Source organism: Stenotrophomonas sp. YJH_SMC_16 (assembly GCF_059367875.1).
This window is the reverse complement of record NZ_JCAFRH010000001.1, coordinates 538,300-562,119: the sequence shown is the minus strand read 5'-3', so window position 1 is coordinate 562,119 and position 23,820 is coordinate 538,300. Positions and strand designations below refer to the sequence as shown.

The window sequence follows — 23,820 nt, the reverse complement described above, 5'->3', positions numbered from 1 at the left end:
TAACCAAGCCCACAACACAGGGCGGCGGTTGACGAAACGTCAGCCCCGCGACCTCTCACATGCTTGGTTCCCCAGCCCCTCAGGCGACCGCACCTGGTCAGCCTGCCGATCATTCTCGGCCCGATGCCGCACGCGGTGAACGCTTCCTGCGCAAGCGCGAGGTGCTTAGTCGTACCGGCATTTCCCGCTCGCACCTGTACTGGCTGATGAAGCGCGGCCGGTTCCCCGCATCGATCCCCCTTTCCCCGCGCGTAACTGTCTGGTTGGAGTCGGACGTGGACGCGTGGATTGCCACCCACATTCCCGACACCCACTTGCGAGTGCAGCCATGAAAGACACCCTCATCCTGACCATCTCCAACCAGAAATTCAGCCTCAGCCCGGCAGAAGCCAAGTTCCTGGCTGAGCATCTGCGAACGGCTGTGGCACAGCCGAATCTCGCGCTGAATTTCTCCCAGAGCCGGACTGCGCAAGGTGGCCGCATTGCACTCTCGCGTGGTGTCGCGGGTAGCCGTTCCACCACTGACTGCTGAGGCATTGCGATGACCAGTTCAAGAGCCTTCCTGCGCTGCCCGCATTGCGATACGCCTGCCATCGTGCGCACCAGCGTGCTGCATTCCAAACTGCTGCGCGAATCCGTGCTCCAGTGCCGCAATGCGCTGTGCGGTCACACGTTCTCGGCCTACACCGAAATCGTGCGCACACATGTGCCAAGCGTCTGTCCGAGCGCCGAGATTTGCCTGCCGCTCAGCGACTCCGCAGAACGCCGCGCGCTCAGTGAGAACGCCACTGAAGCACCGCGCGCCAAGCGCAGCGCACGGCGATGATGCGCATGTTGACAGCACCAGCTCAACCGGTGCAGCATTGCCCCGTCGCCGCACAATCGGCGACCGGGATTGGCGTCCCGAATCACAAGGCGCACCAGCGCCCATCGACCGATGCATGGCGCTTTTTTATTGCTCGCTGTGTTGTCGCGGGCGATTGCTTGCCAGTTCTATGGCGGGCGGTGCGCGGGGGGCTTCGGCCCCACCGGTCCTTGTGCCGGCACGCCAACCGCGTACCGTCCGTCACCCCAATTGGCGTTGGGGCGGCGGATTCCAACTTACACAAGGAATCAGCCATGTCTCACGACGCTTTGGCCGCGCCGACGCGCTTTGCCACCCGTATTGCCCACCATCTTGGCGAAATCGCCGACACCCTCGATTGGGACCATTGCCGCTGGCTGGTGCTGACTGCGCGGCTGGAGGCCACCGGCAAAGCGCCTGATGCGCTGACGCTGGGGGAGGTGCAGCACGCCATTGTCGCCACGGTCCAGGAGGCAGCGCAATGAACGTCTCTGCATTGAATGCCGCTGCGGCCAACGACGATGCCACCACGCATGACCTGTTCAGCGCTGTGCGCCTGTTGCAGCGCATCCGCACGATGCCGATGGCTGCGCTGTCGCAGCTGGTAGCCGCACTCGAGCGCCACCCTGGTGCACTGGAAGACCTATCTGTAGGCCAGCTGCTGGCGATGGTCCGCGAAGCGGAGGTGGCTGCATGAGTACCGAAACCGTGAGCGTGTCCGGCGTGCCGGGCGTAGCCGATGGCGTACTCAGCGCCACCATCACCGATACCTGGTTCGGTGCCGAGCGTACCGCCCATATTGTCGAGGAGGCCCGTCGCGTCGAGCGCCTCCACAACAAGGCCTCGCGCCGTCTGGCCATGCTCAGTGACGAATTGGATGAGGCGCTGGAAGGCCACCCATTGGAAGACCGCCTGCGCGAGCATCTGCTGTGGCCGCTAGAGCGCGATTGCTCGGAGCTGGCAACCGTTGCGGCGCGGGTGCGTGTGCGCCTCTCCTTGTTCGCACCTGCGCAATCGCAGGAGCAGTTTGATCGAGGTATGGCCTTGCAGCTGGCGGACCTGCAAGCCGAGCAGCCTGCTGCCGAGCCGCCGCAGCAGGTCGCGCCCCGCATTGGACACATGCCCTACGGCTACTGGATCAGCGAGGACAGCTTCAATCGCGTGGAGCGTGCACGTTCGGCGGCGCTGTTGCTGGCCAGCGTCGATGAGCGCATGGCGGTGCCCTTCGACGCTGTAGCGTTCAGCGCTGCTTACGTGCATGAGGATCTGGCCGCTGTGGTAGCCAGCGCCCGGCACAGCAGCCAGCTGGAGGCCGACGATGGCGCGGGCTGACGGATTTCTGACCACCCTGCGCGCAGCGGGGCTGATGCTGGATGTGTCGGTGGCCGATGGCCGTCTGCGACGCATACGCACCGAGGGCGATGGTAGCGGCCAGCGCAGTGGTTGGTATGTGCTGCACGCAGGCCCGCCGCAGGCCGGTGCCTACGGCAACTGGAAGACCGGGCTCAATGAGTCCTGGTGCGAGGGCGGAACTGAGGCGCTGAGCGAGGCCGACCGCGCGATGCTGCACGAGGCCGTTATGCGCGCGCAGCGCCAGCAGCAGGCCGAGCGCGCTCAGCGCCAGGCGGTGGCCCGGCAGCAGGCGCGTGAGCGCTGGCAGCGCGCCAGCGCTGCTACGCCCGATCATCCCTACCTGGTGGCCAAGGGCGTGGGCGTGCACGGCCTGCGACAGCTGGATGGCTTGCTGCTGGTGCCCTTGCGCGATGCACAGGGGCGGCTGTGGAGCCTGCAAACCATCGCCGCCGATGGCAGCAAGCGCTTCCTCGCCGGTGGCCGTAAACGCGGGCTCTACTACGCCGTGGGACGCACGGTCAGCGACGTGGTGTGCATCGCCGAAGGCTATGCCACCGCCGCCAGCATCCATGAGGCCACTGGCCACCCCACCGCCGTGGCCTTTGATGCTGGGAACCTTGAGCCAGTGGCCTGCGCCCTGCGTGCCAAGTTCCCCTCGGCGGTGATCGTGGTGTGCGCCGATGACGATGCGGCCACCGCCGCGCGGCTGGGCATCAATCCGGGCGTAGCCAACGCCCAGCGCGCCGCCGATGCCGTGGGCGGGGTCGTGGCCATGCCGCCGCGGCCACGCCATGAGGCTACTTCCTGATGATCCCTCTCTTTATCCCGAAGGCGCAGCGCGCCGACGCGGCACCGGAGCCCCGTGCATGAGCAACGTCACCTCTGTCGATTTCAATGATGCCGCCAAGGACGCCGGTACCGGCGCCGTACGCGGCTCGATTCAGCGCGCCGTGCGCAAGGGCGCCAATGGCAAGACGAAGAGCAACAAGGACGCCGCTGACTGCACCAGTGGCAGTGCCAGAGGCGGTGCGGCGCGAGCGCACTACCAGCTCAACGAGAGCGGCGTGTACTACGTCGGGGTCACCGAGGATGGTGACCTGGCCGAGCCCGTGTTTGTCTGCTCGCCGTTGAAGGTCGAGGCCAAGACTCGTAACAGCCAGAGCGAGGAATGGGGGAGGTTGCTGACCTGGACCGACGCCGATGGCCATCCTCACAAGTGGGCGGCACCTGCGGAAATGTTGGTGGGCGATCCGCGCGAGTTCGTGCGCCAGCTGGCCGCAGGTGGTGTGGAAATGTCAGCCCACCGCAACACGATGCAGCGGCTGCTGGCCTACATCATTCAGGAGCGTATCGACACCCGCGCGCGCAACGTCGCCGTGCCGGGCTGGCATGAGGGCCGCTACGTACTGCCCAATGGCGAAAGCTACGGCAATGGCGTGGAGCGGCTGGTCTATCAGCACAGCGGTGGATTGCAACATCACTATGCGGCCGTTGGCTCGCTGGATGACTGGCGACGCGACGTGGCCCGACGTTGTCAGGACAACTCGCGTCTGGTGCTGGCTGTGTCAGCCATGTTCGCCGGGCCGCTGCTGCACTTCACCGGCGCAACGGGCGGTGGGTTCCACCTGGTCGGCGGCAGCAGCAGCGGCAAGAGCACCGCGCTACGCGTGGCGGCCAGCGTGGTCGGTCCCCCGGAATATGCCCGCGAGTGGCGCAGCACGGCCAATGGTCTGGAAGGCGTGGCGGTGTTGCACAACGATGCGACGCTCATTCTGGATGAACTGGCGCAGATCGATCCCAAGCAGGCCGGTGATGCCGCCTACCTGCTGGCCAACGGCAATGGCAAGAGCCGCGCCAACCGGGCCGGTGAGGCCCGTGCGGCAGCACGCTGGCGGGTGCTGATCCTGTCGGCTGGCGAGGTCGGACTGGCCCAGCACATGGCCGAGGCGGGCAAACAGGCACGGGCGGGCCAGTCCGTGCGTTTGGCCGACGTACCAGCCGAGGCCGAGGGTGGGCACGGCGTGTTTGAGCGCCTACACGATGCCAGCGACGGAGCGGCGCTGTCGGCTCTACTTAAGGACGCCGCCGCACGAACATACGGCGCACCATGGCCGCTCTGGATGGGCTACCTGACCCAGCAGGACAGCCCGACGCTGACCGCCCAGCTGCGCGAATCCACCGACCGATTCCTAGCCACCTACGTACCCGAAGATGCCTCCGGGGAGGTGCGCCGGGTGGCCGAGCGCTTTGCTGTTGTCGCCTTTGCCGGGGAGTTGGCCAGTAGTTGTCGCCACCGCATTACCGGCTGGCCCAAGGGTGAGGCCACACGCGGCGTCGCCGCGTGCTTCCAGGCTTGGCTGCAACGTAGGGGCGGTTCCGGCAGCGCCGACACCGACGAACTGCTCTCGCGTGTGCGTGCGTTCTTTGAGGCCCACGGCGAAAGCCGTCTTGAGCCGCTGCGCAGCCCTGAAGGCACTGTGCCAGTGCGCGATCGCGTAGGTTTCCGGCGCTTCGATGAAGTTGGATTGACGGAATACCTGGTGCTGCAGGAAGCGTTCAGACGGGAGCTATGTGCGGGCTTCGATGTGCGCTTGGCCGCACGCACGCTGGCTGAGACCGGATGGCTTAAGCGTAGCGCTGACGGCAGGCCCTCCCAAACCGTACGTGTCCCAGGCTTGGGCGCCATCCGCGTCTTCGTCTTCGATCCCCGCAAGGTTCACGACAGCGGCCTGTGAGCAGTGCTGTCTTTCATACAGCTAGCCGACACAGTGTCGGGCGAGCCTACCCCCGCCAGATCTTTTCAATGGAGATTCAACATGAGCGACAACCGGAGCATCAACACCACCACCGCCGACCTGGCTATTCAATCCTGCGAAGGGAGCGAGGCTGCGCCGGTATCGGAGAACAGGCAGCGGCTGAACGAGCTGGCGCAGCAGCTGGCCAGCGCGGTGCAGCGCAAGCGCGCCTTGGTGGGTAAGGTCGATACGATGCAGCGCGCCAAGCAGGCTGCACAGGGCGATGCCGCTGCTGCCCGCCAGCAGTGGGGTGCCAAGCTGCGCGAGAGCGATGGCACGCTGACCCGCGACATTCAGAAGCTTCGCGCGAATGAGCGCTCGGCGCTGTCGCTGGCTGAGGAATATGAGGCGATGGAGGGTGAGATTGCGGTCGAGCTGCCGCGCCTGGAGCTGGAATTGGCTGAGGTGGCGGGCCACTGTCTCAACGCAAGAAGCAGCGTCACCAGGGAAGTGGCCGATCAGGCCTACGAGCAGTTGCTGCTACAGGCTGGGGATAGCCTGGTCTTCGCCTTTGCTTTGTTCTCGAGAGCGGAGGGCTCCGGCGATACAGGCGCACTGGCAAGCCGGTTCTTTGACCGAATCGGCAATGAGGTGCGCCGTCGCCTGGACGATGCCGCAGTGACGGAACAAGTGACGCAAGTGTTGGCGCTGCCGTCGATGGACCTGAGCGCGGTGGATATGCAGCTGGTGCGTAGCCCGATTCGTTTTTCACAGTTGCGAGAGAAGATCAGTGCTGGGGAGGCAGCGTGATGCATCCCCCTGCCGATGCTGCTATCGGTGAGGTCGTGCCCGCGCGTAGCGTGGGCACTGCCGGAGCTGTCACAACCTTTTCCATTGGCGATCCAATGCCCGTGTTGGACTCGCGCGGGTTGTTCGACTACCTGGAGTGCTGGCGCAACGGTCGCTACTACGAACCTCCGATCACCCTCAGTGGTCTGTCGCGCACCACGCGCTCCAATCCGTTCCTGCACAGCGGTCTGATCTTTAAGCGCAACATGCTAGTGCGGACCTTTGTGCCGCATCGACTGCTGGACCGCACCGCGTTCTCGCAGATGGCCTTGGATTACCTGGTGTTCGGCATGGCCTACTTGGGGCGGCAAATCTCGCACTCCGGGCGGCTGTTGCAGCTGCACCCGCTGATGGCGCAGTACATGCGTCGCGGTGTGCAACCCGGTGAGTTCTTTCAGGTGCGAGCCGGACGGGCCGAGCGTGAATTTGCACCTGGCTCGGTGCACCAGCTGCGCGAGGCCGATACCGATCAGGAAATCTACGGGTTGCCGGAATGGCTGGCCGTTGTGCAGTCGGCGCTGCTCAACGAATCGGCCACATTGTTCCGCCGCAGGTACTACACCAACGGCTCGCATGCTGGGTTCATCCTCTACATGACCGACCCGCAGCCGGAGGGCATGGACGTGGACGCCCTCCGCCAGGCGCTGCGAGACTCGCGTGGGCCAGGTAATTTCCGCAACCTGTTCGTGCATTCGCCCAATGGCAAGAAGGATGGCTTGCAGCTGATCCCGATCAGCGAAGTGGCCGCAAAGGATGAGTTCACTGGAATCAAGCGCGTGACCCGCGATGACATTCTGGCGGCGCTGCGCATCCCCCCGCAGCTGCTGGGCATCGTGCCTCAGAATGCGGGTGGATTCGGATCGATTCGGGATGCGGCCACGGTGTGGGCGTCTATGGAACTGGCACCCCTGCAATCGCGCATGGCCATGGTGAACGAGTGGATCGGCGAGGAGGTCATTGCCTTCACCTCGTTTGACCTGAACCCCTGAGCGGCCTGATGCTCACTCGCTCGTGGTGATGCCGGCCTTAGCAGCTATGGGAATTCAGTCCAGATAGTCGCAATGAACGAGGCACGTTCAGAAGGTCTAGGCCGCCGACCTGTACTGCCGGGGGTCTACAATGGCGCGAAGCACCGAGGGTCTTTAGCTCTCTATTGTGAAGACTGATGGTTGATCGCAATTACGTATCAGAAGCGGGCAAGACAGGGGTCGAAGCATGAGCGGGCAGGCGAGCATGGAATTCAAATTTCTCGGTCGTTTCCAAGACGCATATTCAAAGTACACCCATGCTCAGACCCACCTAGCAACGCTCGTCGGACTTTTTAATGAATTGCACCAGGAGAGCTGGTGGCGGCCAGAGAAAGTGGATGAGGAGCCCCGTGGCAAGGTTCGCATCGAGCTCTTGCGCGAGCCGACTATCGACTGGAGCCTCGTCGTCGGCGACCTGGTCCACAACCTTCGTGGCTGCTTGGACTACGCGACGTGCGGAATGATTGAAGTCGCTGATCCCAGGGCTGACCTAAAAGATATCCAGTTTCCGTTCGGTCGTTTTGGGCAATCCCTCAACTCGAAGGAACGCAGGAGAATCGGCGGGCTAGGAGGGCAAGCCATTGCTCGAATAGAAGAGATTCGAGCTGCGTATGGTACTGACCTTCATCTGCTCATGCGCATGAGCAATCAGGACAAGCACAGGCTTCTGCTACCAGTAGCCGTTAGGCAGATGCCCATGAAGATTGCGATCGATGAGGCCACCAATACAGGCGCCATTGTCGAGGACATAGACGGCGCACCGGGTGTGTGGGCAACGGAAATCAAGAACGGCGACGAGATATCTATGCCGACCGTGCTTAAACTCGACATCGGTCTGATTTTAGAAGATGGGCCCGAAGCTTTCCCGCTCCGCGACATCGTACGTGTCAATAGATCAGTAGGAGATGCCTTCATGCTGATGTGTACGACTGAGCGAGCGCTGCTGAAAGGCTGATGCTCTGTCTGTTGCGCTGATGCCGGCTGCAAAGAGCGGGAGCACAGGACTGCAGGTGCGATTGTCGCGACCACCGTGTGCTGGACAGCGGGATAGCCCCACAGCGGCCACAGCGGGCCGCTGACGCGGCCCCATCATCGATGGGATGCCCCCGTCCCCCACATTGCTGCTAGCGCTCTACGAAGTTCCCGCTTTTGTCTGGTGCAGCCGTGTTTGGAAGCGGCTTCCTGAATCCGTAAAGTGCACAGACCCCTGCAATTACCGTCTCATTGCCTTGGCCGTGCGCGTCCCAAGCTGCCTTTGCGGAGCTAGGAGCCTCCGACCATAGGACAAAGTAGCCATTCCGGTCGATCGTGTAGAACGGAACTTGAGTCCACTGCTGGCAATCGATGAGGTTCTTCACGTAAGCCCAGTTGCCGTATGTATTCCCTATGGCAATTCGTTCCCACACGTCGATGTGGGGAGGTTTTCCTTGCACAGATGGCTGATGAACTTGGACACGATCAGACACGCCATGCCAGGCCAAATCGTTCATGAGTTGGATCCCAACGGGATTCTGCGCGCTAAGGGGTGCAGCCAGAGTGGCGCTGAAGAACGGGACTGCCCATATGGCCAGTCTCGTCAGAATCGGAGCTCTAGTGATCATCGTGTCTTCCTTGCTCTATAACCCACGCGCTTCTCTGCGGCACTGGCTGTAACCAGTGTAACCAGTCGTGTCCACGGGCTGGTACGAGTCGGTGGTAATCGTAAGTCATTGATAGCCAAGGTGTGCACGGATGGTGTAACCATCGTACCAATGTAACCAGCAAATACTGTTGGTCAGGAATATCACATGGAGGATGGGAGGCGGCAAGACAGCAGTTGGACCGGCGAAACCCTTGGGAGACAGGGGGGGGCGTAGGGAAAGTAAGACAGCGGTGCCTGCACGAGACCTGTAACCAAAAAAGTGTGCCACACCCCCTTTTCATAGCCTTACTGAAACACTGTAAGTAGTGGATTGTTCTTCTTGGACGCTATTGGACGCCTACTTTTTATCTCCTACCTGGCTGCCTAAGTCTGGCTTCCCTCTCGCCGCTCAACGCTCCGCTAGGCGACCCTTCTGCGCAGGGATTCGCAGGTAGTGACATTGCCTCTCGATGCCCCGGACAGCCTTATTGGGCCTGTCATGGGCCCGTGTGCAGGTAGTGCAGAAAAACCACCCTATGAAGTGTGCAGGTGTGGCGGGGAGACAAGTGCGCGCGCAGAGCTATGAGGGGTCGCGAGCCAGCCACGGGCTGTACTCGCGACGGACCTCGGCAGCTAGTTCAATGCGGGGCCAAGCGATAGCAGTTCAGCTACTTGAGGAAGCTTCTTCTTAGAGAAGTTCCAAGCAAAGGTGCCGTCGCGAGTTCTAATCCATTTTCCACCTAGCGTCTTGAGGTCATCCTTGAACTCTGTGGAATCGCCTCGAACCACAAACGATCTGTCCGAATACTCTTCAAGACGGCAGTCGTGGTTGGGCTTTGCGCCTCGACGTCTTTTGTTCGCGCTCTTAGGCGCAGGTGATACCTTCGGCTCTGAGGGCTCCTTGGTTGATGCCTTGGCTTCCTTGACGACCTTGGCATTCACTACCACGTCTACCGTCATCCCTCGCATCACAATGGTGAGCTGGCGAGAAAGCTTGGCCTTCAGCTCTTCAATAGAGCTGTACTCTTCTTGGATGCCCTTGTTCCTTATGCTGGCCTTGAATTCCTCCAGCTTATCGAACTGCTTTGTGTCTATCTTTCCTCGAGGTACCGGGGCATCAGAGTAGTACAGCATCACCGGCTTCTGCTTGGCGAGGAACAGCTTGATTTCCTCCACCGTGCCGCTATCTTCGACGCCGGTTGGGGTGCCCAGCCTTGTCCAGAATGCGCCGATCAACATGTCGCACGATTTGACAACCTGTTCATTAATAAGTGCCTGAGGGCGGTCAGCCATGCTGGGCGCGCTGTGGGACTCCCACATGACAGGTAGAAGCACTTTTCCCGTCTCTGCCGAATTTAAGGCGTTCCATTCGTGCAGGCTGGCTGCAATGGCTTCCCGTTCTTCAGGAACGTCTGACGGTGAAGCGATGAGAACATTAAAAACGTTTGCTGAAAAAGACACCCTAGCCTCCCTGTGTGGTGCATCAGTCCAATCGTAGGAACTGCGCGTCAGTACTTGGTCCATGACGCTTGTGGCGGCGATAGCTCCGCTCGCCGCTGGATCTTATGACCAGTACAGGTACCGAACAAGCTGCGCTGGCTGTCAATGGCGTTAGTTTGATCGGCCGGTTGACCCCACGCATTTTCCTTCACGTACTTCCGTAGCGCTGAATTATGGCGGTAACTATGGCGGTAAGGGGCTTTGTCGAATATTGAAAAATAAAGTAAAAACAGTGAGATACGGTTTGTTTTTGGTTGATGATGGGCCCACCAACCCAGTTCGCATGATCGACTGCCGGTCTCCTCCTCCCCGCGCGTTTGCCCTTTAGGGCAACATCTGGTCCGAACGCAAGGATCAAACATGCCCGGCACCCACGCCCCGGTGGAAGACTTCGCCACTGAAATCGAAGACAGCCGGCATCTGTTCGCCTGGTGCCTGGTGCGCTACGGCCAGGTTCCTGAAGCGCTGGCAATCGAACAGGCACGCCAACGCTATCCCAACCAGGCCCCCGGCTGCGAGTACGAGCATGCACTGATCTTCCACGACGAGCCTTGGCACTGGGCGATGCTGCACGTGTTGGGTGAAGGGTACTGGCACCAGAACCCGGAACTGGCGCAGCCGTCGCTGGCGTACGACACCGAGTCGGATGCGTTGTGCCTGGCTCGCGGTGAGTCGGTTCCCTTGCTGGATGAGAATGAGTATCTCGGTGCGCTTGCCCACGCCCGCCATATGCATGCGTGGACGCTGATCCATCAGGCAGGCATTGCTGAAGAGCAGGCGCAGCAGCAGGCGCTCGAACACTACGCCTACTTTCCGCCGCATCATCGTTGGCGGATGCGCGTCCACGATGCGCGTGCTGCATGGGGCGGCGTGATGGGTGCGCTGCACCTCGATGACTACTGGTCGCAGCCGGAGCTGCATACGCCACCACAGGCCTATTGGCATGCGTCGCGTGCATTCGTTGCCGCAAATGGAATTCGCCTGCCGGGTGGTCCGGGAAGTGCCTGAGGCACTTCCCGGATCCTTCACGATCAGCTTTCCAGGAACGCCAGAAGGTCGGCGTTGATCCGGTCGGCATGCGTGGTCGGAATGCCGTGCGGCGCACCTTCGTAGGTGATCAGCGTGCCGTTCTTTACCAGCTTCGCGGAAAGGACGCCCGAGTCGGCATACGGGACCACCTGGTCGTCATCGCCATGGATCACCAGCACAGGAATGGAAATGCCCTTCAGGTCTTCGGTGAAGTCGGTCTGGGAGAACGCCACGATGCCATCGTAGTGCGCCTTGGCCGAACCCTGCATGCCCTGCCGCCACCAGTTCCAGATGACCGCATCTGAAGGCTGCGCGCCGGGCCGGTTGTAACCGTAGAAGGGACCTGCGGGCACGTCGTGGTAGAACTGCGCGCGGTTGGCCGCCAGCTGCGCCTGGAAATCGTCGAAGACCTCCTTGGGCGTGCCCTGCGGGTTTGCCGCGGTCTTGACCATCAGCGGCGGCACCGAGCTGATCAGCACCGCTTTGGACACGTTCTTCTCGCCGTGGCGAGCGATGTAGCGGACCACCTGTCCACCGCCGGTGGAATGGCCCACGTGCATCGCGCCGTGGGTACCCAGCTGCTCGACTACCGCCGCAACATCGTCCGCGTAGTGGTCCATGTCGTGGCCGTCCCACACCTGGCTGGAGCGGCCATGCCCGCGGCGGTCGTGGGCAACCACGCGATATCCCTTGTTGACGAAGAACAGCATCTGCGCGTCCCAGTCGTCGGCGCTGAGGGGCCAGCCATGATGGAAATGAATGACCTTGGCGTCGCGCGGGCCCCAATCCTTGTAGAAGATTTCGACGCCGTCTTTCGTAGTAACCGTAGCCATTTCCGGGTTCCTCGCAGTTGGGGTTGGGGGCGTCCTGCCTACCGGCAACCTTGCATCGGTGCAGGAGGAAGGGCGCTGTCAGTGCGTGTTGCAGAAGTGGCCCCAGGGCGGCATTTCCTTCTATCCTGAGGCGGCCATCACTCCGTCCGAATCCATTCTAGGAAGCGTTGCATCAATTGAAATTGGCGGAGGTGACATTCATGGGTATCGAAACTGACAAGCGGGTCGAAGTGGCCCTGCTGATCTATCCGGATTGCCAGATGGCGGCGATCCATGGCCTGACGGATCTGTTCCGGATTGCAAATGAGTGGGCGGCGTATCCCCACGAAGATGACCGGCGGTGTTCCCTGCGGGTAACGCATTGGCAGCTGGACCCGGTGTCGGCGCAAATGGAATGTTGCTGGGACAGCGATCCAGGCGAGGTGAACGCCCCCGCGTTCGTGATCTCGCCGCCCAGCGTCGCGATGCCCGAGCGGATGTCGGCGATGCCGCGTGAGGCGCAGTGGCTCAAGGAACTCCATGCCGGTGGCGCAATCATGTGCTCGGTCTGCGCAGGGGCGTTCGTGCTCGCCCAGACCGGCCTGCTTGCGCGACGGCGGGTTACCACCCACTGGGCCTTTGCAGGGCTGCTCGCCAGCGCGCATCCCGATGTCCAGGTGACGACCGAGAATGTCGTCATCGATGACGGTGACGTCATTACTTCCGGGGCGATCCTCGCGTGGAATGATCTCGGCCTGCTGATCGTCGATCGCGTCATGGGTTCCAGTGTCATGCTGGCCACGGCCCGCTTCATGCTCAGTGACGGCATCCGGCAGGACCAGCGTCCCTTGCAGGGATTCCTGCCCCGGCTCGATCACGATGATGCCGCCATCCTGGCGACCCAGCATCTGATCCTTGCAGAACCTGGGCTGCGCCACACCGTGGCCGGGCTTGCCCAACGTGCCCATTTGACCGAACGAACATTCATCCGGCGCTTCCAGAAGGCCACGGAACGCAATCCCGCCGACTACATCCGTCAGGCCAGGATGGCCAAGGCCAAGGATGCGCTGCAGCTCGGCGATCTTCCCATCGCACAGGTGGCCTCGCGCCTGGGTTATGACGACGCGGCTTCATTCCGCAAGGCATTCCAGAGCGTTGTCGGCATGTCACCGTCCGCGTATCGCGATCACTTCCGGATCAGGCGGGGCGGGCAACGCTGAGTCACGCCAGTGTTGATGCAATGTGTCTCTTGTCAGTTTCCGGCACTTTCAGGAGGTGGCGCTTGGCATTTCAACTGCCACTACACGTTTCGCACCTGGAAAGTTTCTGGAAAAAGATATTGCGAGCTGGATTGATGAAGCCAAGCGCGCGAACAAGGCTGCTCGCGACGAGATGGAGGCATTTTCAGTGTTCTTTCGGGAACATTGGCGCAGGGTGTGCTGATAGCGCGAATCTGGATGAAGGCATCTCACACGTATGATGAGAAAATCGAGCAGGCGCGCGAGACCATCCTGTTGTGGAATGAACAGGCTGGCGCATTTTCGGAAGAACTCCTACAGGAGGATCTCAGGATTCCAGTAATGGATCTTCCAATGCACCTGATTGAGTTGCGCAACAAACTGCTCGATGAAGTTGCGTCTGCAACGCACTGGTCAACACACATGAATCAGCTGCTGAAGGACCTGACACGATAATGGCGGCTCGCCACCCGCGCGCTCATTGCTCTTGACAGACCACCCTGCCGGAGTGGACCTTTCCCGGCATGACTATCGATATCGAATCGCTCAGCCTGCGGGAGCTGGGCGCCTTGGTGGTTGCCGCTGAACAGCGCAGGCAGCTCATTTCCAGCCGTCGTCCGGCCAGTGCGGTGCGCCGCATGCTGAAGGCGGCGGCCGCCGAAGCGGGCTATACGCTCGAAGAACTCTTTGGCGATGCGTCCGTCGAAGAACCCGCGACGCCGCGGAAATCCAGCCGCCGCAAAGCCGGCAAGGTTGCTGCCAAATACCGCGACCCGGAATACAAGCGCCTGACCTGGTCCGGCCGCGGGCGCATGCCGCGCTGGCTGGCCGCCAAGGTCCAGAAGGGCCACAAGGTGACGGATTTCCTGATTCCCGGCCTGGCCCGTCCAACCGCCCGCAAGGGAAGCCCGATCGGCCAGCGCACCGTGTTCAAGAAGGACTGAGGCCCGCAGGGCGACGCCTGCCGCGCCCGTGTCCGCTTCACGCTACCCTGCAGGGGTCCGCACTGGAGGGAGGCACGCAATGGCACATAACGGCAGCACGGCGATCGCGCCGAGGGTCCTGTACGTCGCGGGGGCGGCAGCGGTGCTGATCAGCCTGTTGGCCTGGTCGGTGGAATGGAGTGGGCTGGCCTATGTCTGCCCTTACTGCCGCGTGCAGCGCACCGTCATCGGCGTGCTGGGTCTACTGATGATGTCTGCACGGCCGGGTGGCATCGTCGTGCCGTGGCTTTCGAACGCGATGGGTGGTTTCGCGTTCGTGGTCGCGGCGATGCAGCACTTCAACGGCTGGAAGCGGATCTCCGCCGGCGAATTCAGCTTCAATGCCCAGTGGTACATCGACCCATGGCTGCTGTCCGGCTGCGCGATGCTGATCCTGGTGGCACAGCTGATGCTGGTGCAGGCCGCCTGCCGGCGCCCGGTGCACGCCGCTCTGGAGGCCGCATGATGCGCCCTGCCTGCGCGCTGGTCCTGCTGATTGCATTCCACAGCATTCCGGCGCGTGCGGCCGAAGATGCCGGAGCGCCCAAGCGGCCTTCGGTGGAAACCCTGCAGCGCCTGATCGTGGACAAGGCTCCGCAGACGCGGATCGGGACGCCCGACAGGGAGCGCATCACCGCGCGTCGCATCGATATCGTCGATGACCAGGGCGTGATCCGCATGACGCTGTCCGGGAAGACGCCGGCGCCGATCATCGATGGCATCCAGTACAAACGCGCCTTCAACGTGGCCGGCATGGTGCTGTACGACGACAAGGGCAGCGAGCGCGGTGGTTTCGGCACCGCTGATGTCGACGGCGGCATGGCGGTGCTGGCGCTGGATCACCCGGCGATGGATGCGATCGGATGGCGGGTGTCTCCCGATGGCCAGGTGAGCTTCTCGATCAACCAGGCACCGAAGCTGATACGCGAACCCGCGCTCGGGAATGCGTTGATTCCCGGTGTGCAGGCGCCGACCCGCATCGGCCTGGTGGTCGGCGCCGATGGAACGCCGGCCATTGCACTGAATGACAAGGCGGATCGGCCGCGACTGCGGTTGACCGTCACGCCGGAGGGCTACGGGGCAATCGAGTTCCTCGATGCGCAGGGCAAGGTGGTCCACACGCTGGCGCCGGAGGCGGAGCTCCGTCGCTAGCGTGGCGAGCCTGCTGGCCGGTACCTATGCGCCGCGTCCCCGGCCGTCGATGCTGTAGCGCCCGGCTCCAGTGCAGGCCAGCAACAGGAAGCCACCGGCCAGGCCCAGATTCTTCAGGAACATGATCTGCTGGGTCTGGTCGCCGAAGTTGTGGTGGAAGATGAAGGCGGTGACCAGGCTGAAGCCCGCCAGGACGATCGATACCAGCCGGGTCTGGAAGCCGAGCAGGATGCACAGGCCGCTGCCGATCTCGAAGGCGATGGTCGGCCACAGCAGGATGCCGGGCACTCCCATTGCTTCCATGTAGCCCTGGGTACCACTGAGGTCGCCAAGCTTGCCCAGGCCGGAGACGAGGAACAGTGCCATCAGCAGGATGCGCGCAAGCAGGAAAGCAAGCGAGTGCGAGGAAGTGCTCACAGTGAAGTCCTTGAGGGTGTCCGACTCCCGCGATCGGAGCCCACAGGCAGTGAAGACCGTGTATACACGACACGGCTGCCTTCCGGTTTCCCGCGCGGCCGGGGACCTTCGAATGCCGAAGGAGGCTGCCTCAGTCATCCTTTGGTGATGGCGCGTCTGTGCTTTGCCGGAACACCTGCAGCTGCGCGGCAAACGCACGCTGGTAGGCGGGGCGTTGCGTTGCACGGCCCACATAGGCAGCCACCTTCGGGTATTCGTCGAGGAGGCCGCTGCTCTTCAGGCGCAGCAGCACCGAGACCATCATCAGGTCGCCCACGCTGAAGTCGCCATCCAGCCACGCCACCGTGCCCAACCACGCAGACAGCTGCGAGAGACGCATCCGCACGCGCTCGTCCAGCATCACCAGCCGCTGTGAATACCAAGGTAGTTCGCGTTCCAGCACCCAGGCCATCGAGCGTTCGACGATGGGCGGTTCCACCGTGTTCAACGCAGCGAAAACCCACATGATCGCGCACATGCGTGCGTCCGGATCAGCGGGGAGCAGGCCGGCATGCTGTTCGGCCAGGTGCAGGACGATTGCGCCGGATTCGAACAGGACCTGGTCGCCGTCCTGCCAGGTGGGGATCTGCCCGAAGGGGTTGCGCGCCAGGTGGACGGGCTGCTTCAGCTCGGCAAAGCTGAGCAGCTGCACGTCATAGGGCACGGCCAGTTCCTCCAGCGCCCAGCGTACGCGCATGTCACGGGCCAGGCCCTGGCCGCGGTCGGGAGAGGTGGCGAAGGCGGTGAGGATCGGGCACATCGGGGCACTCCTGCAGGCTGAAAGACCCGCCTTTCCTTCTCCGACGAACGATGGGGCGGGAAATCGACAACCTTCCCGGGGCGCCGGGCGATACACTGCCCGCCACCCATCAATCCTGTGCCTCCTCATGTGGCAGCGCCGCACCTCCCTGGCCGAACTGCAGCGGCAACGCGATGTGCTGCAGGCTGAGATGGATGCGGACGCCCAGCGACGGGTCTCACGGCTTCCGCCGGATGATCTCGTGGCAGCGCTGATGCCGCAGGCGCACCGGCTCCAGGAGCTCAATCAGCTGATCCTGCGGGCTACACCGCCGCGTGAACTGATGAAGCGCCTGAAGGCGCTTGAGCGACAGCTGCTCGAACCCGGTGCACAGAGCGCAGGCGTGCGGAAGGAGCTGGAAGATGAACTGCGCGATCTGCACCTGTACTTCAGCAATCCGCGCCGTCGCCCCTTGACGGCGAAGGTCCTGCTGATCCTGTTGGCCAGCGTTCTGGCCGCCTTGTTCCTGCCGGGGCTGCTTGTGGACCTGCTGGTCGCTCTCTAGGCCGCGCTCACCCCGCCCGATGCAGCTTCCTGTACTGATCCGGCGTGCACTGCGCGTGCCGCTTGAACATCTCGGCGAAGGCGCTGACGCCGGAATAGCCCAGCTCTTCGGCGATCCGGCTGATCGGCCGGCGTGTACACAGCGCCTCGGTGGCGCGCACGAACTTCACCCGCCCACGCCAGTCGCCCAGCGACATGCCCAGTTCGCTGCGTGCCAGGCGCTCCAGCTTGCGCACGCTCATGTGGTGCCGCCGCGCGATCTCGGCAACCGATTCGGCCGCCGACAGGTGTTTCTCCATGTACGCCATCACCTGCTTCAAGGCATCGCTGCTGGCGATCGGCAGGAAACTGGGCAGCACAGCGGCGTTGACGATCTGGTCGATCACCACGGCGGCCATGCGCCGCTGGACCGGTGTCTGCGGATCGGTCACGCCCTGTCGTGCCAGTTCATGCAGCAGTTCGCGCAGCAGCGGGCTGACTTCCAGCGCACTGCAACGCGTGGGCAGCCGGCGTGAAAGCGCCGCCGACAGATAGGCCGAGCGGTAGGCCAGCTGCGAGCGGTTGCGTGAATAGTGCGCCATTCCTGGTGGAATCCAGATCGCGTAGTGCGGCGGCGAAACCATCCACTCGCCGTCGATCTTCATCTCCATCACCCCCTGCGCGACGAAGTTGAACTGACCCCACGGATGGCTGTGCGTGCCCCAGTCCGTGGGCTCCATCGCGCCCTGCCGGAAGTAGATCGGGCCGGGCAGCTGGCGGAAGGTGGGGATCGGCTCCATCGATTGCCGCAAGCCGGGGTCGGGGTGGCGCATTTTCGGGATGTCCTCGATATACGCCAAGCGTACGCTGGCCATTCCCTCACGTACACCTGCACGCGTGAACTATCTCTTCCCGATCCTCGCCTGCCTGCTGTGGGGCGCGAACACCATCGTGACCAAGCTTGCTTCGGGCTCGGTCGGTCCCATCGATATCGGCTTCTTCCGCTGGCTGGTCGCGGCGGTGGTCCTGCTGCCATTCGCGCTGCCGCGGCTGCGCGGCAATCTGCCGACCGTGCGCGCCAACCTCGGGCGCTTCCTGGTGCTGGGCTGCCTGGGTGGGGTGATGTACCAGTGCCTGGCCTACCATGCGGCGCACTTCACCTCGGCCATCAACATGGGGGTGATCCAGGCGCTGATTCCGTTGATCGCGCTGGCGCTGTCACGCGTGTTCATGGGCCATCCGGTGCGTGGTACTTCCATTCTTGGCGCGGTGATCTCCACCGCCGGCGTGGTGGCGGTGGTATCGCAGGGCGACCTGGCACGGTTGGCGGCGCAGGGCCTGAACCGCGGAGACGCGATCATGCTGATCGGCGCATTGGCCTTCGCCGCCTACAACGTGCTGATGCAGCGCTGGAAGATTCCGCTGTCGGTGCTGGAGTCGCTGTTCCTGCAGGCCACGGCGGCCTCGCTGATCCTGCTGCCACTGCAGTTGCTGGTCGGTACCGGGGTGAGCAATCTGACCGCCGTCGGTTGCATCGGCTTCGCGGCGGTCTGTGCCTCGATCCTGGCGCCGCTGACCTGGATGACCGGACTTTCACGTCTGGGCGCTGCGCGCGTCTCTGGCTTCTTCAACCTGGTGCCGATCGTGACCGCCGCGCTGGCTGTGCTGCTGCTGGGCGAATCGCTCAGTGGCTGGGTACTGGGCGGTGGCCTGCTGGCGGTGTCCGGCGTGGTATTCGCCGAGTACAGCGCCAGGCGCGCTGCTGCGGTGCCGAGCGAGCAGCCCGCCTAGGGCTTCGGTCATGCGGGGTATGTGTTCCCGCTCAGCGCCTGTTCCACCCGCTGTTCCAGCGCCTCTGCATCATGGCCGCGTTTGCCCTGCAGGCTGAGATACAGCGAAAGCGGGTCAACCACATCGCCGATGCTGGTGAATGCCGGCGGATAGGCCCAGATCTGCAGCCGTGCGCTCTGGACGCAGTCCGGGCCGGGCATGGGAAGTGCACCCAGCAACCGCCACGCATCGATGTGCAGCGCGCGGGTGCCGCCGATCGCGGGCGGTGACGTGTCAGCAAGCGCATCGAGGCCCGCCGTCGGCGCCGGGTGCCCGGCATCGCGGAGCGCCTCGGCGGTCGGGCCCCAGCAGACATCCACTTCCTTCAGGATGGGGGAACGCAGGAACGGCTGCGCCCTGGCCCAGACCTCGTCGCGGTTGCCGGCCAGCTTCAGGAAGCGCTCGCGGCCACCGGTGGAGCGTTCAACCAGGCCGCGACCAACCAGTTCGGCAGACAGGCGCGACGCCGTCATCGAGGTGTAGCCGGCGGCAGCACTGATCTCGCGCGGCGACCACCAGCGCGACTGGCCGCTCAGCAGCACGTGGATCAGCACGGCCTGCGCCGAAGGCAGCAGCGAGATGGCCTTCTTCTCATGATCAGGGTCGTCGCGGAACTCAATGGCCAGGCTGGGCGCGAACAACTGGGTGTGCGGGACCACGAAGTCGATGTGGTTCTCGACCAGGAAGCGACGCTGGGTCGGCGTGAGATAGGGCGAGACGTACAGCACCAGTGCATTCGCAGCAGAGCGCAGGCAGCGTACATCCTGGATCACACGGGTGCTGGATTCGCCGGGCTCGCGGGCCACGGCGAGCATGGCGGGGGTTTCCCCGTACAGCATCAGTCCGGCGAGGTGGTAGCGCGATGCCATTGCGTGGGGAATGGCGTGCAATGAAGCAAGTGGATGCACTGCCGAGGCCAGCCCGGGGAGAATCCTGCGCAGGTACCGCTGCGCGTCAGCGACCAGGTCGGTCAGGCCGGTGCGAACTGCCGTCGTCATCTCGTACTTCCCTTGCGGCGGCACGTCCGGAGGGTCGGAACCCGGCCACATCGCCACATTCAGTGGTGAACCTGGAGACGGGTGTGCAGCGTCGGGGCGCGTGGCGATCCATGCGGTCCTGCTCCTTAGCCGTCATGACATCAAGTGTTGCCGGGAACCTTGGAGATTCCGTCGAAAAACGATGGAGATTGGGTGGAGGTGGTGTGCATCGTGGCCGGCGGACTCCCCTTCCGCCGGCCACGAGCACGGACATGCCCGTCAGAAGCGCTGGGAGTACTTCACGTACACGGTGCGGCCGATATCGAAGCCGCCGTAGTAGGGGAAGGAGCTGGACGGCTTGGAGAACATGATCGGGCCCTGGTGGTTGAACACGTTGTTCGAACCCAGCGCCACGGTACCGTCCCACGGCAGCTTATAGCTGACCTGGATGTCATGGAAGGCATTGGAGCCCACCTTGCGCAGGGCATCCGGTTCTCCGTAGGCGTAGCGATCGGGCAGCGAGCACGGTCGGTTCGGCACGCAGCTTTCGGCCATGCCGGAGTAGTAGCGCACCGTGTACTGCGTGCTGAAGTTGCCAAGCTGCCAGTTCACACCCAGGTTCGAGCGCAGGCGGAAGATGCCCGGCCGGCCGATCCGGCCCATCATGATGGTGTCGCCGGCCGAGTTCTGGTTCTCCTCGTCGTACTTGGAGACATAGCTGTTCTGCAGGTCGATGGTGAAGCGGCCGAACGAGAACTCGGGCAGGCGGTAGTGGATGCCCAGGTCCCAGCCTTCGGTTTCCATCGAGCCCAGGTTGGCCAGGCCGTAGAACATGCTGGTGATGTGGCCATCGCCAGCGCGCTTGATGCTGCCACAGCGCGAGGAATTGCCCAGCACGTAGCAGTCACGCAGGATGCGGTCGACGCTGTCCTCGATGATCATGTTGGTGATCTTGTAGCTGTACCAGTCGAGGTTGATGTCCAGGCCATCGACCCAGCGCGGGCTCCAGACCACGCCCACGGTCTTGCTCTTGGACTCTTCCGGTCGCAGCTTCGCGTTGGAGCCGGTGGTGAATTCGTCGGGCGTGGCACACGGATAGCTGGCACAGGGCTTCAGGCTCTGGTTCAGCTGCTGGTAGCCCAGCGGGACGCCGGCAGCGTTGCATGCAGCGTTGCCGTTGACGCTGTTGGTGGCGCCGGTGCCGCAGGGATCGACATAGGTTTCGAAGCTGGTCCCCATTCCACCATACAGGTCGGAGATGCTCGGTGCGCGGAAGCCTTCGGCGAAGGTGCCGCGGATCATCAATTCCTCGATCGGGCGCCAGGCGAAGCTGGCCTTGGAATTGGTGGTATTGCCGAAATTGCTGTAGTCGGAATAGCGCGTGGCCAGGTTCACGGTCAGTTCCTTGGCGAACGGCAGGTCACGCAGCACCGGCACGTTCACTTCGGCGAAGAACTCATTGAGGCTGTACTCACCCGAGGTGGTGGACGCGCCCAGCGCCGTGCTCTGGCGCGACTGGGCAAAGGCGTCGGGCACGAAGCGGCCTTCTTCCTTGCGGTATTGGTAACCCAGAGCGACGGACAGGTCACCGGCAGGCAGTTCGATCACTGGCCCGGAGATATTGGCGAAATAGCTGCGGGTCTTGGTGATGCCGGTATCGTTGAACGTCGGGAACAAGAAGCGCTGCAGTTCGGGATCGGAGAGAGAGCCAGCCCCCGCGACACCGTATGGCAGCAAAGGATTCCAGGCCAGGCAGCCCGTGACCGGCGATGCCGCCGTGCCACACCGGGCCACACCGTTGGCATCGAGGTAGGAGGGCCCCAATGCCTGCCGGGAAGCGATCAGGCTCATGTCGCCACGGCCTGTTTTTGTGACTTCATTGCGGTTGAACAGCGCACCGACTTCCCAGTCGTACGTCTTGGCGCCCAGTTCGAAGTAGCCGGACAGGCTTGGTGCAATGCGCAGCGACTTCAGCTTGCTTTCGGTCGTGCGCGGCACTTCCCACAGGCGGCGATTGAACGCGATGCCGTGGTCGAGCGGATTGAATACGCTGGCTGCGTCCAGGGGCGTGCCGAACTTGGTCGACTGGTACGGGTAGCCCGCGATCTGCTGGTCGGTGGTGCGCTCGTTGTAGCCGATGTCGGCGGCGAACTTGATCTGGTCGCTCAGCGCGTAGTCCGTGCTGAGGAACAGCGAGCGACGCTCGATGCCGGTCTGCAGGTGCATCTGGTCGTTGCCGTTGGCGAACTCGGCCGGCGTGATCGGGTGGTAGTCGTTCGGATTCTTCGGGTCGCCGCCACGGTTGAGCGTCTTGAACACCGCGTCACCGGTGTTGCACTTGTAGAGCGCCGGGTCGCACCACGAACCGTTCTGGCTGATGTTGCTCCAGTCCGCGCCCGGGTAATTGGGGCCGGCGCCGCCGTACCGGGAGAACTCGCGGTCGCGGGCAAATACCGGATCCGACTTCTGGTATTCCAGTGCGAGGGTGTATCCGCCACGTTCTCCACGGGCGCCGGTCACCAGCGAGAACGTGCTGTCCTTGCCATCGCCCTGGCTGAACTGCCCGTGCTGCATGGACACTTCCAGCCCTTCGTAGTTCTTGCGGGTGATGATGTTGACCACGCCAGCGATCGCATCCGAACCGTACAGCGAGGAGGCGCCGTCCTTCAGGACATCGATGCGTTCCACCGCGCTCATCGGAATCTGGCTGAGATCCTGCAGGCCGCTGGTGGTCGCACCGAGGCGCTTGCCATTGACCAGCACCAGCGTGCGCGTGGCGCCCAGATTGCGGATGTCGACGTAGTAACCGCCGACATTTTCACCGGACGACAATGCGCGTGCGCGGGAGATCGCCGGCGCGCCCGTGGACGTCAGGTTCTGCAGCAGGTCGGCGATCGTGGTGAAGCCCTGCTGCTCGATCATCGTGCGGGTGATGGCGATGATCGGCTGCTGCGTTTCGATATCCACGCTGCGGATGGCAGAGCCGGTAACCTGGATGCGATCGAGGTTCTTCGGCGTCTTGTCGTCGTCATCCTGCGCATGCGCGGCCGGTGACCAGGCGGCGGCCAGGGCCGTGCCCACTGCCAGGGAAAGCAGGGTGTACTTGTAATGCATTTGGCTCTCTCCAAATCCAGTTGAATGGGTTTCCGCATAGCTGCGTGGAAACCGATCTGAAACTCCGCTGTGCGGAATCGGAAGGAACCTAACATTCCGTTTACAACTCGATTACGTTATGGACGCGTTATCGTCGCGCGCTGGATACAGCGTTCATGCACAAGCCATGCACGAAACCGCGACGCGCACCGGGGGTGCCCTGCTTCAGTCTGGCTGCGGGCCGATGACAGACTCCAGGAGACATCCGATGAATACCCCCGGTAAACCAAAACCCACGTGGAAGCAGTGGCATGTGCTGTTGCTGGTGCTTGCCATCGCACTGCTGGTGGCGCTGATCATCGTCATCGCGCCCTGGTGAATCGTGGGCGTTCTGCTCAGACGCCGTGAACGCGGAAATGCGATGGGATGAAGGAGTCAGGACGCGTTGAGGGTGGTGATGCATGCATCAATTCGTACTCACCCAACCGGCACATTCAAACCTCCACAGTGATCCCGAAGGCAACGCACTCGCGCTGTCATTCTCCATAGACCATCGAGCACACAGGAGCGATTCCATGAGCACCCAGTCCACCATCGAACATCGCCTCAACGACCTGATCGAGATTGCCCGGGACGGAAAGTCGTTCTACGAAGAAGCTGCGACCAAGGTGAAGGATGCCGAACTGTCGGCCCTGTTCACCCGCATTGCCGGCGTCAAGGGCCGCATCGTCGCCGCGTTGAGCAGTTCGGTCGCCGCCAGCGGCGGCAAGCCCGCCGAGCACGGCACCATGGTCGGGTCGATGCAGCAGTTCTACGGCAAGGTGCGCGCTGCATTCGGCGACACCAACTATGGTTACGTGGCCGAGCTGGAAGAGTCGGAAGACAGGCTGCTTGGCGCGTTCAAGGACGTGCTGAAGGACAACGAACTGCCGCCGGCCGTGCGCCAGGAAGTCACCCAGCTGCTGCCCGAAGTGCAGGAATGCCACAACGTGATGCGGGCGCGCAAGCACGCCATGAAGGCGGCCTGACGATCATCGG

The 23,820-nt window shown here is 63.0% G+C and carries 27 protein-coding genes; 20 read left to right on the top strand and 7 right to left on the bottom strand.

The annotated features are described in order from the left end of the window. Window positions 1-59: 59 nt before the first annotated feature. The 11 genes from AC5P6E_RS02480 to AC5P6E_RS02430 all read left to right on the top strand — a co-directional run bounded on the left by AC5P6E_RS02480 (window position 60) and on the right by AC5P6E_RS02430 (window position 7,764). Window positions 60-332, top strand: coding sequence for a helix-turn-helix transcriptional regulator (locus AC5P6E_RS02480; protein WP_099539927.1), 273 nt, complete (start codon window positions 60-62; stop codon window positions 330-332). Next, entirely contained in the window at window positions 329-532 is a 204-nt protein-coding gene (locus AC5P6E_RS02475; RefSeq protein ID WP_099539926.1) for a hypothetical protein, read from the top strand. The genes AC5P6E_RS02480 and AC5P6E_RS02475 overlap by 4 nt, the downstream gene beginning before the upstream one ends. Window positions 533-541: 9 nt before the next feature. Next, complete coding sequence (locus AC5P6E_RS02470; RefSeq protein ID WP_099539925.1) at window positions 542-826, top strand: Ogr/Delta-like zinc finger protein; 285 nt, start codon at window positions 542-544, stop codon at window positions 824-826. A 293-nt stretch (window positions 827-1,119) separates the two neighbouring features. Then, the gene (locus AC5P6E_RS02465) at window positions 1,120-1,329 is read left to right on the top strand and encodes a hypothetical protein (protein WP_495230673.1); all 210 of its coding nucleotides are present in this window, start codon (window positions 1,120-1,122) and stop codon (window positions 1,327-1,329) included. Beyond that, a complete protein-coding gene (locus AC5P6E_RS02460; protein ID WP_099539923.1) occupies window positions 1,326-1,541 on the top strand; it encodes a hypothetical protein in 216 nt (71 codons plus the stop codon). The genes AC5P6E_RS02465 and AC5P6E_RS02460 overlap by 4 nt, the downstream gene beginning before the upstream one ends. Then, on the top strand, window positions 1,538-2,176 hold the full coding sequence (locus AC5P6E_RS02455) for a hypothetical protein (protein WP_495230672.1): 639 nt from the start codon (window positions 1,538-1,540) through the stop codon (window positions 2,174-2,176). Before AC5P6E_RS02460 ends, AC5P6E_RS02455 begins: the two co-directional genes overlap by 4 nt. Next, entirely contained in the window at window positions 2,163-3,005 is an 843-nt protein-coding gene (locus AC5P6E_RS02450; protein ID WP_495230671.1) for a toprim domain-containing protein, read from the top strand. The genes AC5P6E_RS02455 and AC5P6E_RS02450 overlap by 14 nt, the downstream gene beginning before the upstream one ends. A 58-nt stretch (window positions 3,006-3,063) precedes the next feature. Continuing rightward, window positions 3,064-4,932, top strand: a complete 1,869-nt coding sequence (locus AC5P6E_RS02445) for a DUF927 domain-containing protein (RefSeq protein WP_495230669.1) — start codon at window positions 3,064-3,066, stop codon at window positions 4,930-4,932. A gap of 81 nt (window positions 4,933-5,013) precedes the next feature. Beyond that, on the top strand, window positions 5,014-5,742 hold the full coding sequence (locus tag AC5P6E_RS02440) for a hypothetical protein (protein ID WP_495230667.1): 729 nt from the start codon (window positions 5,014-5,016) through the stop codon (window positions 5,740-5,742). Next, entirely contained in the window at window positions 5,742-6,770 is a 1,029-nt protein-coding gene (locus AC5P6E_RS02435; RefSeq protein WP_495230665.1) for a phage portal protein, read from the top strand. Before AC5P6E_RS02440 ends, AC5P6E_RS02435 begins: the two co-directional genes overlap by 1 nt. 244 nt (window positions 6,771-7,014) lie before the next feature. Further along, the gene (locus AC5P6E_RS02430) at window positions 7,015-7,764 is read left to right on the top strand and encodes a hypothetical protein (RefSeq protein ID WP_495230663.1); all 750 of its coding nucleotides are present in this window, start codon (window positions 7,015-7,017) and stop codon (window positions 7,762-7,764) included. A gap of 1,299 nt (window positions 7,765-9,063) precedes the next feature. Here the strand turns inward: AC5P6E_RS02430 and AC5P6E_RS02425 are convergent. Continuing rightward, window positions 9,064-9,954: a DUF4062 domain-containing protein gene (locus AC5P6E_RS02425; RefSeq protein ID WP_495230662.1), complete on the bottom strand. Its 891-nt coding sequence runs from the start codon at window positions 9,952-9,954 to the stop codon at window positions 9,064-9,066. A 336-nt stretch (window positions 9,955-10,290) separates the two neighbouring features. Between AC5P6E_RS02425 and AC5P6E_RS02420 the strand changes: the two genes are divergently transcribed. Further along, window positions 10,291-10,938, top strand: a complete 648-nt coding sequence (locus tag AC5P6E_RS02420) for a hypothetical protein (RefSeq protein WP_010481232.1) — start codon at window positions 10,291-10,293, stop codon at window positions 10,936-10,938. 23 nt (window positions 10,939-10,961) lie between these two features. Here the strand turns inward: AC5P6E_RS02420 and AC5P6E_RS02415 are convergent, their stop codons facing one another. Beyond that, window positions 10,962-11,792, bottom strand: a complete 831-nt coding sequence (locus tag AC5P6E_RS02415; protein ID WP_049413071.1) for an alpha/beta fold hydrolase — start codon at window positions 11,790-11,792, stop codon at window positions 10,962-10,964. A 200-nt stretch (window positions 11,793-11,992) separates the two neighbouring features. Between AC5P6E_RS02415 and AC5P6E_RS02410 the strand changes: the two genes are divergently transcribed. The 5 genes from AC5P6E_RS02410 to AC5P6E_RS02390 all read left to right on the top strand — a co-directional run bounded on the left by AC5P6E_RS02410 (window position 11,993) and on the right by AC5P6E_RS02390 (window position 15,144). Then, window positions 11,993-12,991 (top strand): GlxA family transcriptional regulator, encoded by a 999-nt coding sequence (locus AC5P6E_RS02410; RefSeq protein WP_173581537.1) that lies wholly within the window; start codon window positions 11,993-11,995, stop codon window positions 12,989-12,991. A 237-nt stretch (window positions 12,992-13,228) separates the two neighbouring features. Then, the gene (locus tag AC5P6E_RS02405; RefSeq protein ID WP_149866613.1) at window positions 13,229-13,465 is read left to right on the top strand and encodes a hypothetical protein; all 237 of its coding nucleotides are present in this window, start codon (window positions 13,229-13,231) and stop codon (window positions 13,463-13,465) included. Window positions 13,466-13,533: 68 nt separating this feature from the next. Beyond that, entirely contained in the window at window positions 13,534-13,953 is a 420-nt protein-coding gene (locus tag AC5P6E_RS02400; protein ID WP_010481241.1) for an H-NS histone family protein, read from the top strand. A 79-nt stretch (window positions 13,954-14,032) separates the two neighbouring features. Further along, on the top strand, window positions 14,033-14,458 hold the full coding sequence (locus AC5P6E_RS02395) for a hypothetical protein (protein WP_010481243.1): 426 nt from the start codon (window positions 14,033-14,035) through the stop codon (window positions 14,456-14,458). Then, window positions 14,458-15,144 carry a hypothetical protein gene (locus AC5P6E_RS02390; RefSeq protein ID WP_100050682.1) on the top strand — a complete coding sequence of 229 codons (687 nt, stop codon included), beginning with the start codon at window positions 14,458-14,460 and terminating at the stop codon, window positions 15,142-15,144. Before AC5P6E_RS02395 ends, AC5P6E_RS02390 begins: the two co-directional genes overlap by 1 nt. Before the next feature lie 24 nt (window positions 15,145-15,168). Here the strand turns inward: AC5P6E_RS02390 and AC5P6E_RS02385 are convergent, their stop codons facing one another. Together AC5P6E_RS02385 and AC5P6E_RS02380 are read right to left on the bottom strand one after the other, a co-directional pair. Continuing rightward, entirely contained in the window at window positions 15,169-15,561 is a 393-nt protein-coding gene (locus AC5P6E_RS02385) for a DoxX family protein (RefSeq protein ID WP_049413075.1), read from the bottom strand. A 130-nt stretch (window positions 15,562-15,691) separates the two neighbouring features. Continuing rightward, complete coding sequence (locus tag AC5P6E_RS02380) at window positions 15,692-16,360, bottom strand: glutathione S-transferase family protein (RefSeq protein WP_495230659.1); 669 nt, start codon at window positions 16,358-16,360, stop codon at window positions 15,692-15,694. Window positions 16,361-16,487: 127 nt separating this feature from the next. On the opposite strand from AC5P6E_RS02380, the gene AC5P6E_RS02375 reads away from it, so the two are divergent. Next, on the top strand, window positions 16,488-16,904 hold the full coding sequence (locus AC5P6E_RS02375) for a hypothetical protein (RefSeq protein ID WP_019336342.1): 417 nt from the start codon (window positions 16,488-16,490) through the stop codon (window positions 16,902-16,904). Between the two features lie 7 nt (window positions 16,905-16,911). Here AC5P6E_RS02375 and AC5P6E_RS02370 read toward each other — a convergent pair whose 3' ends face one another. Continuing rightward, the gene (locus AC5P6E_RS02370) at window positions 16,912-17,715 is read right to left on the bottom strand and encodes an AraC family transcriptional regulator (RefSeq protein ID WP_049436921.1); all 804 of its coding nucleotides are present in this window, start codon (window positions 17,713-17,715) and stop codon (window positions 16,912-16,914) included. Window positions 17,716-17,722: 7 nt separating this feature from the next. Here AC5P6E_RS02370 and AC5P6E_RS02365 point away from each other — a divergent pair, with 7 nt between their 5' ends. After that, a complete protein-coding gene (locus AC5P6E_RS02365; RefSeq protein ID WP_173581538.1) occupies window positions 17,723-18,673 on the top strand; it encodes a DMT family transporter in 951 nt (316 codons plus the stop codon). 8 nt (window positions 18,674-18,681) lie between these two features. On the opposite strand, the gene AC5P6E_RS02360 is transcribed toward AC5P6E_RS02365, so the two are convergent. Together AC5P6E_RS02360 and AC5P6E_RS02355 are read right to left on the bottom strand one after the other, a co-directional pair. Beyond that, window positions 18,682-19,710: a hypothetical protein gene (locus AC5P6E_RS02360; RefSeq protein ID WP_495230657.1), complete on the bottom strand. Its 1,029-nt coding sequence runs from the start codon at window positions 19,708-19,710 to the stop codon at window positions 18,682-18,684. Window positions 19,711-19,968: 258 nt separating this feature from the next. Beyond that, the gene (locus tag AC5P6E_RS02355; protein ID WP_197617730.1) at window positions 19,969-22,803 is read right to left on the bottom strand and encodes a TonB-dependent receptor domain-containing protein; all 2,835 of its coding nucleotides are present in this window, start codon (window positions 22,801-22,803) and stop codon (window positions 19,969-19,971) included. Between the two features lie 554 nt (window positions 22,804-23,357). Here AC5P6E_RS02355 and AC5P6E_RS02350 point away from each other — a divergent pair. Further along, window positions 23,358-23,810 (top strand): PA2169 family four-helix-bundle protein, encoded by a 453-nt coding sequence (locus tag AC5P6E_RS02350; protein ID WP_010481259.1) that lies wholly within the window; start codon window positions 23,358-23,360, stop codon window positions 23,808-23,810. Window positions 23,811-23,820: the final 10 nt, after the last annotated feature.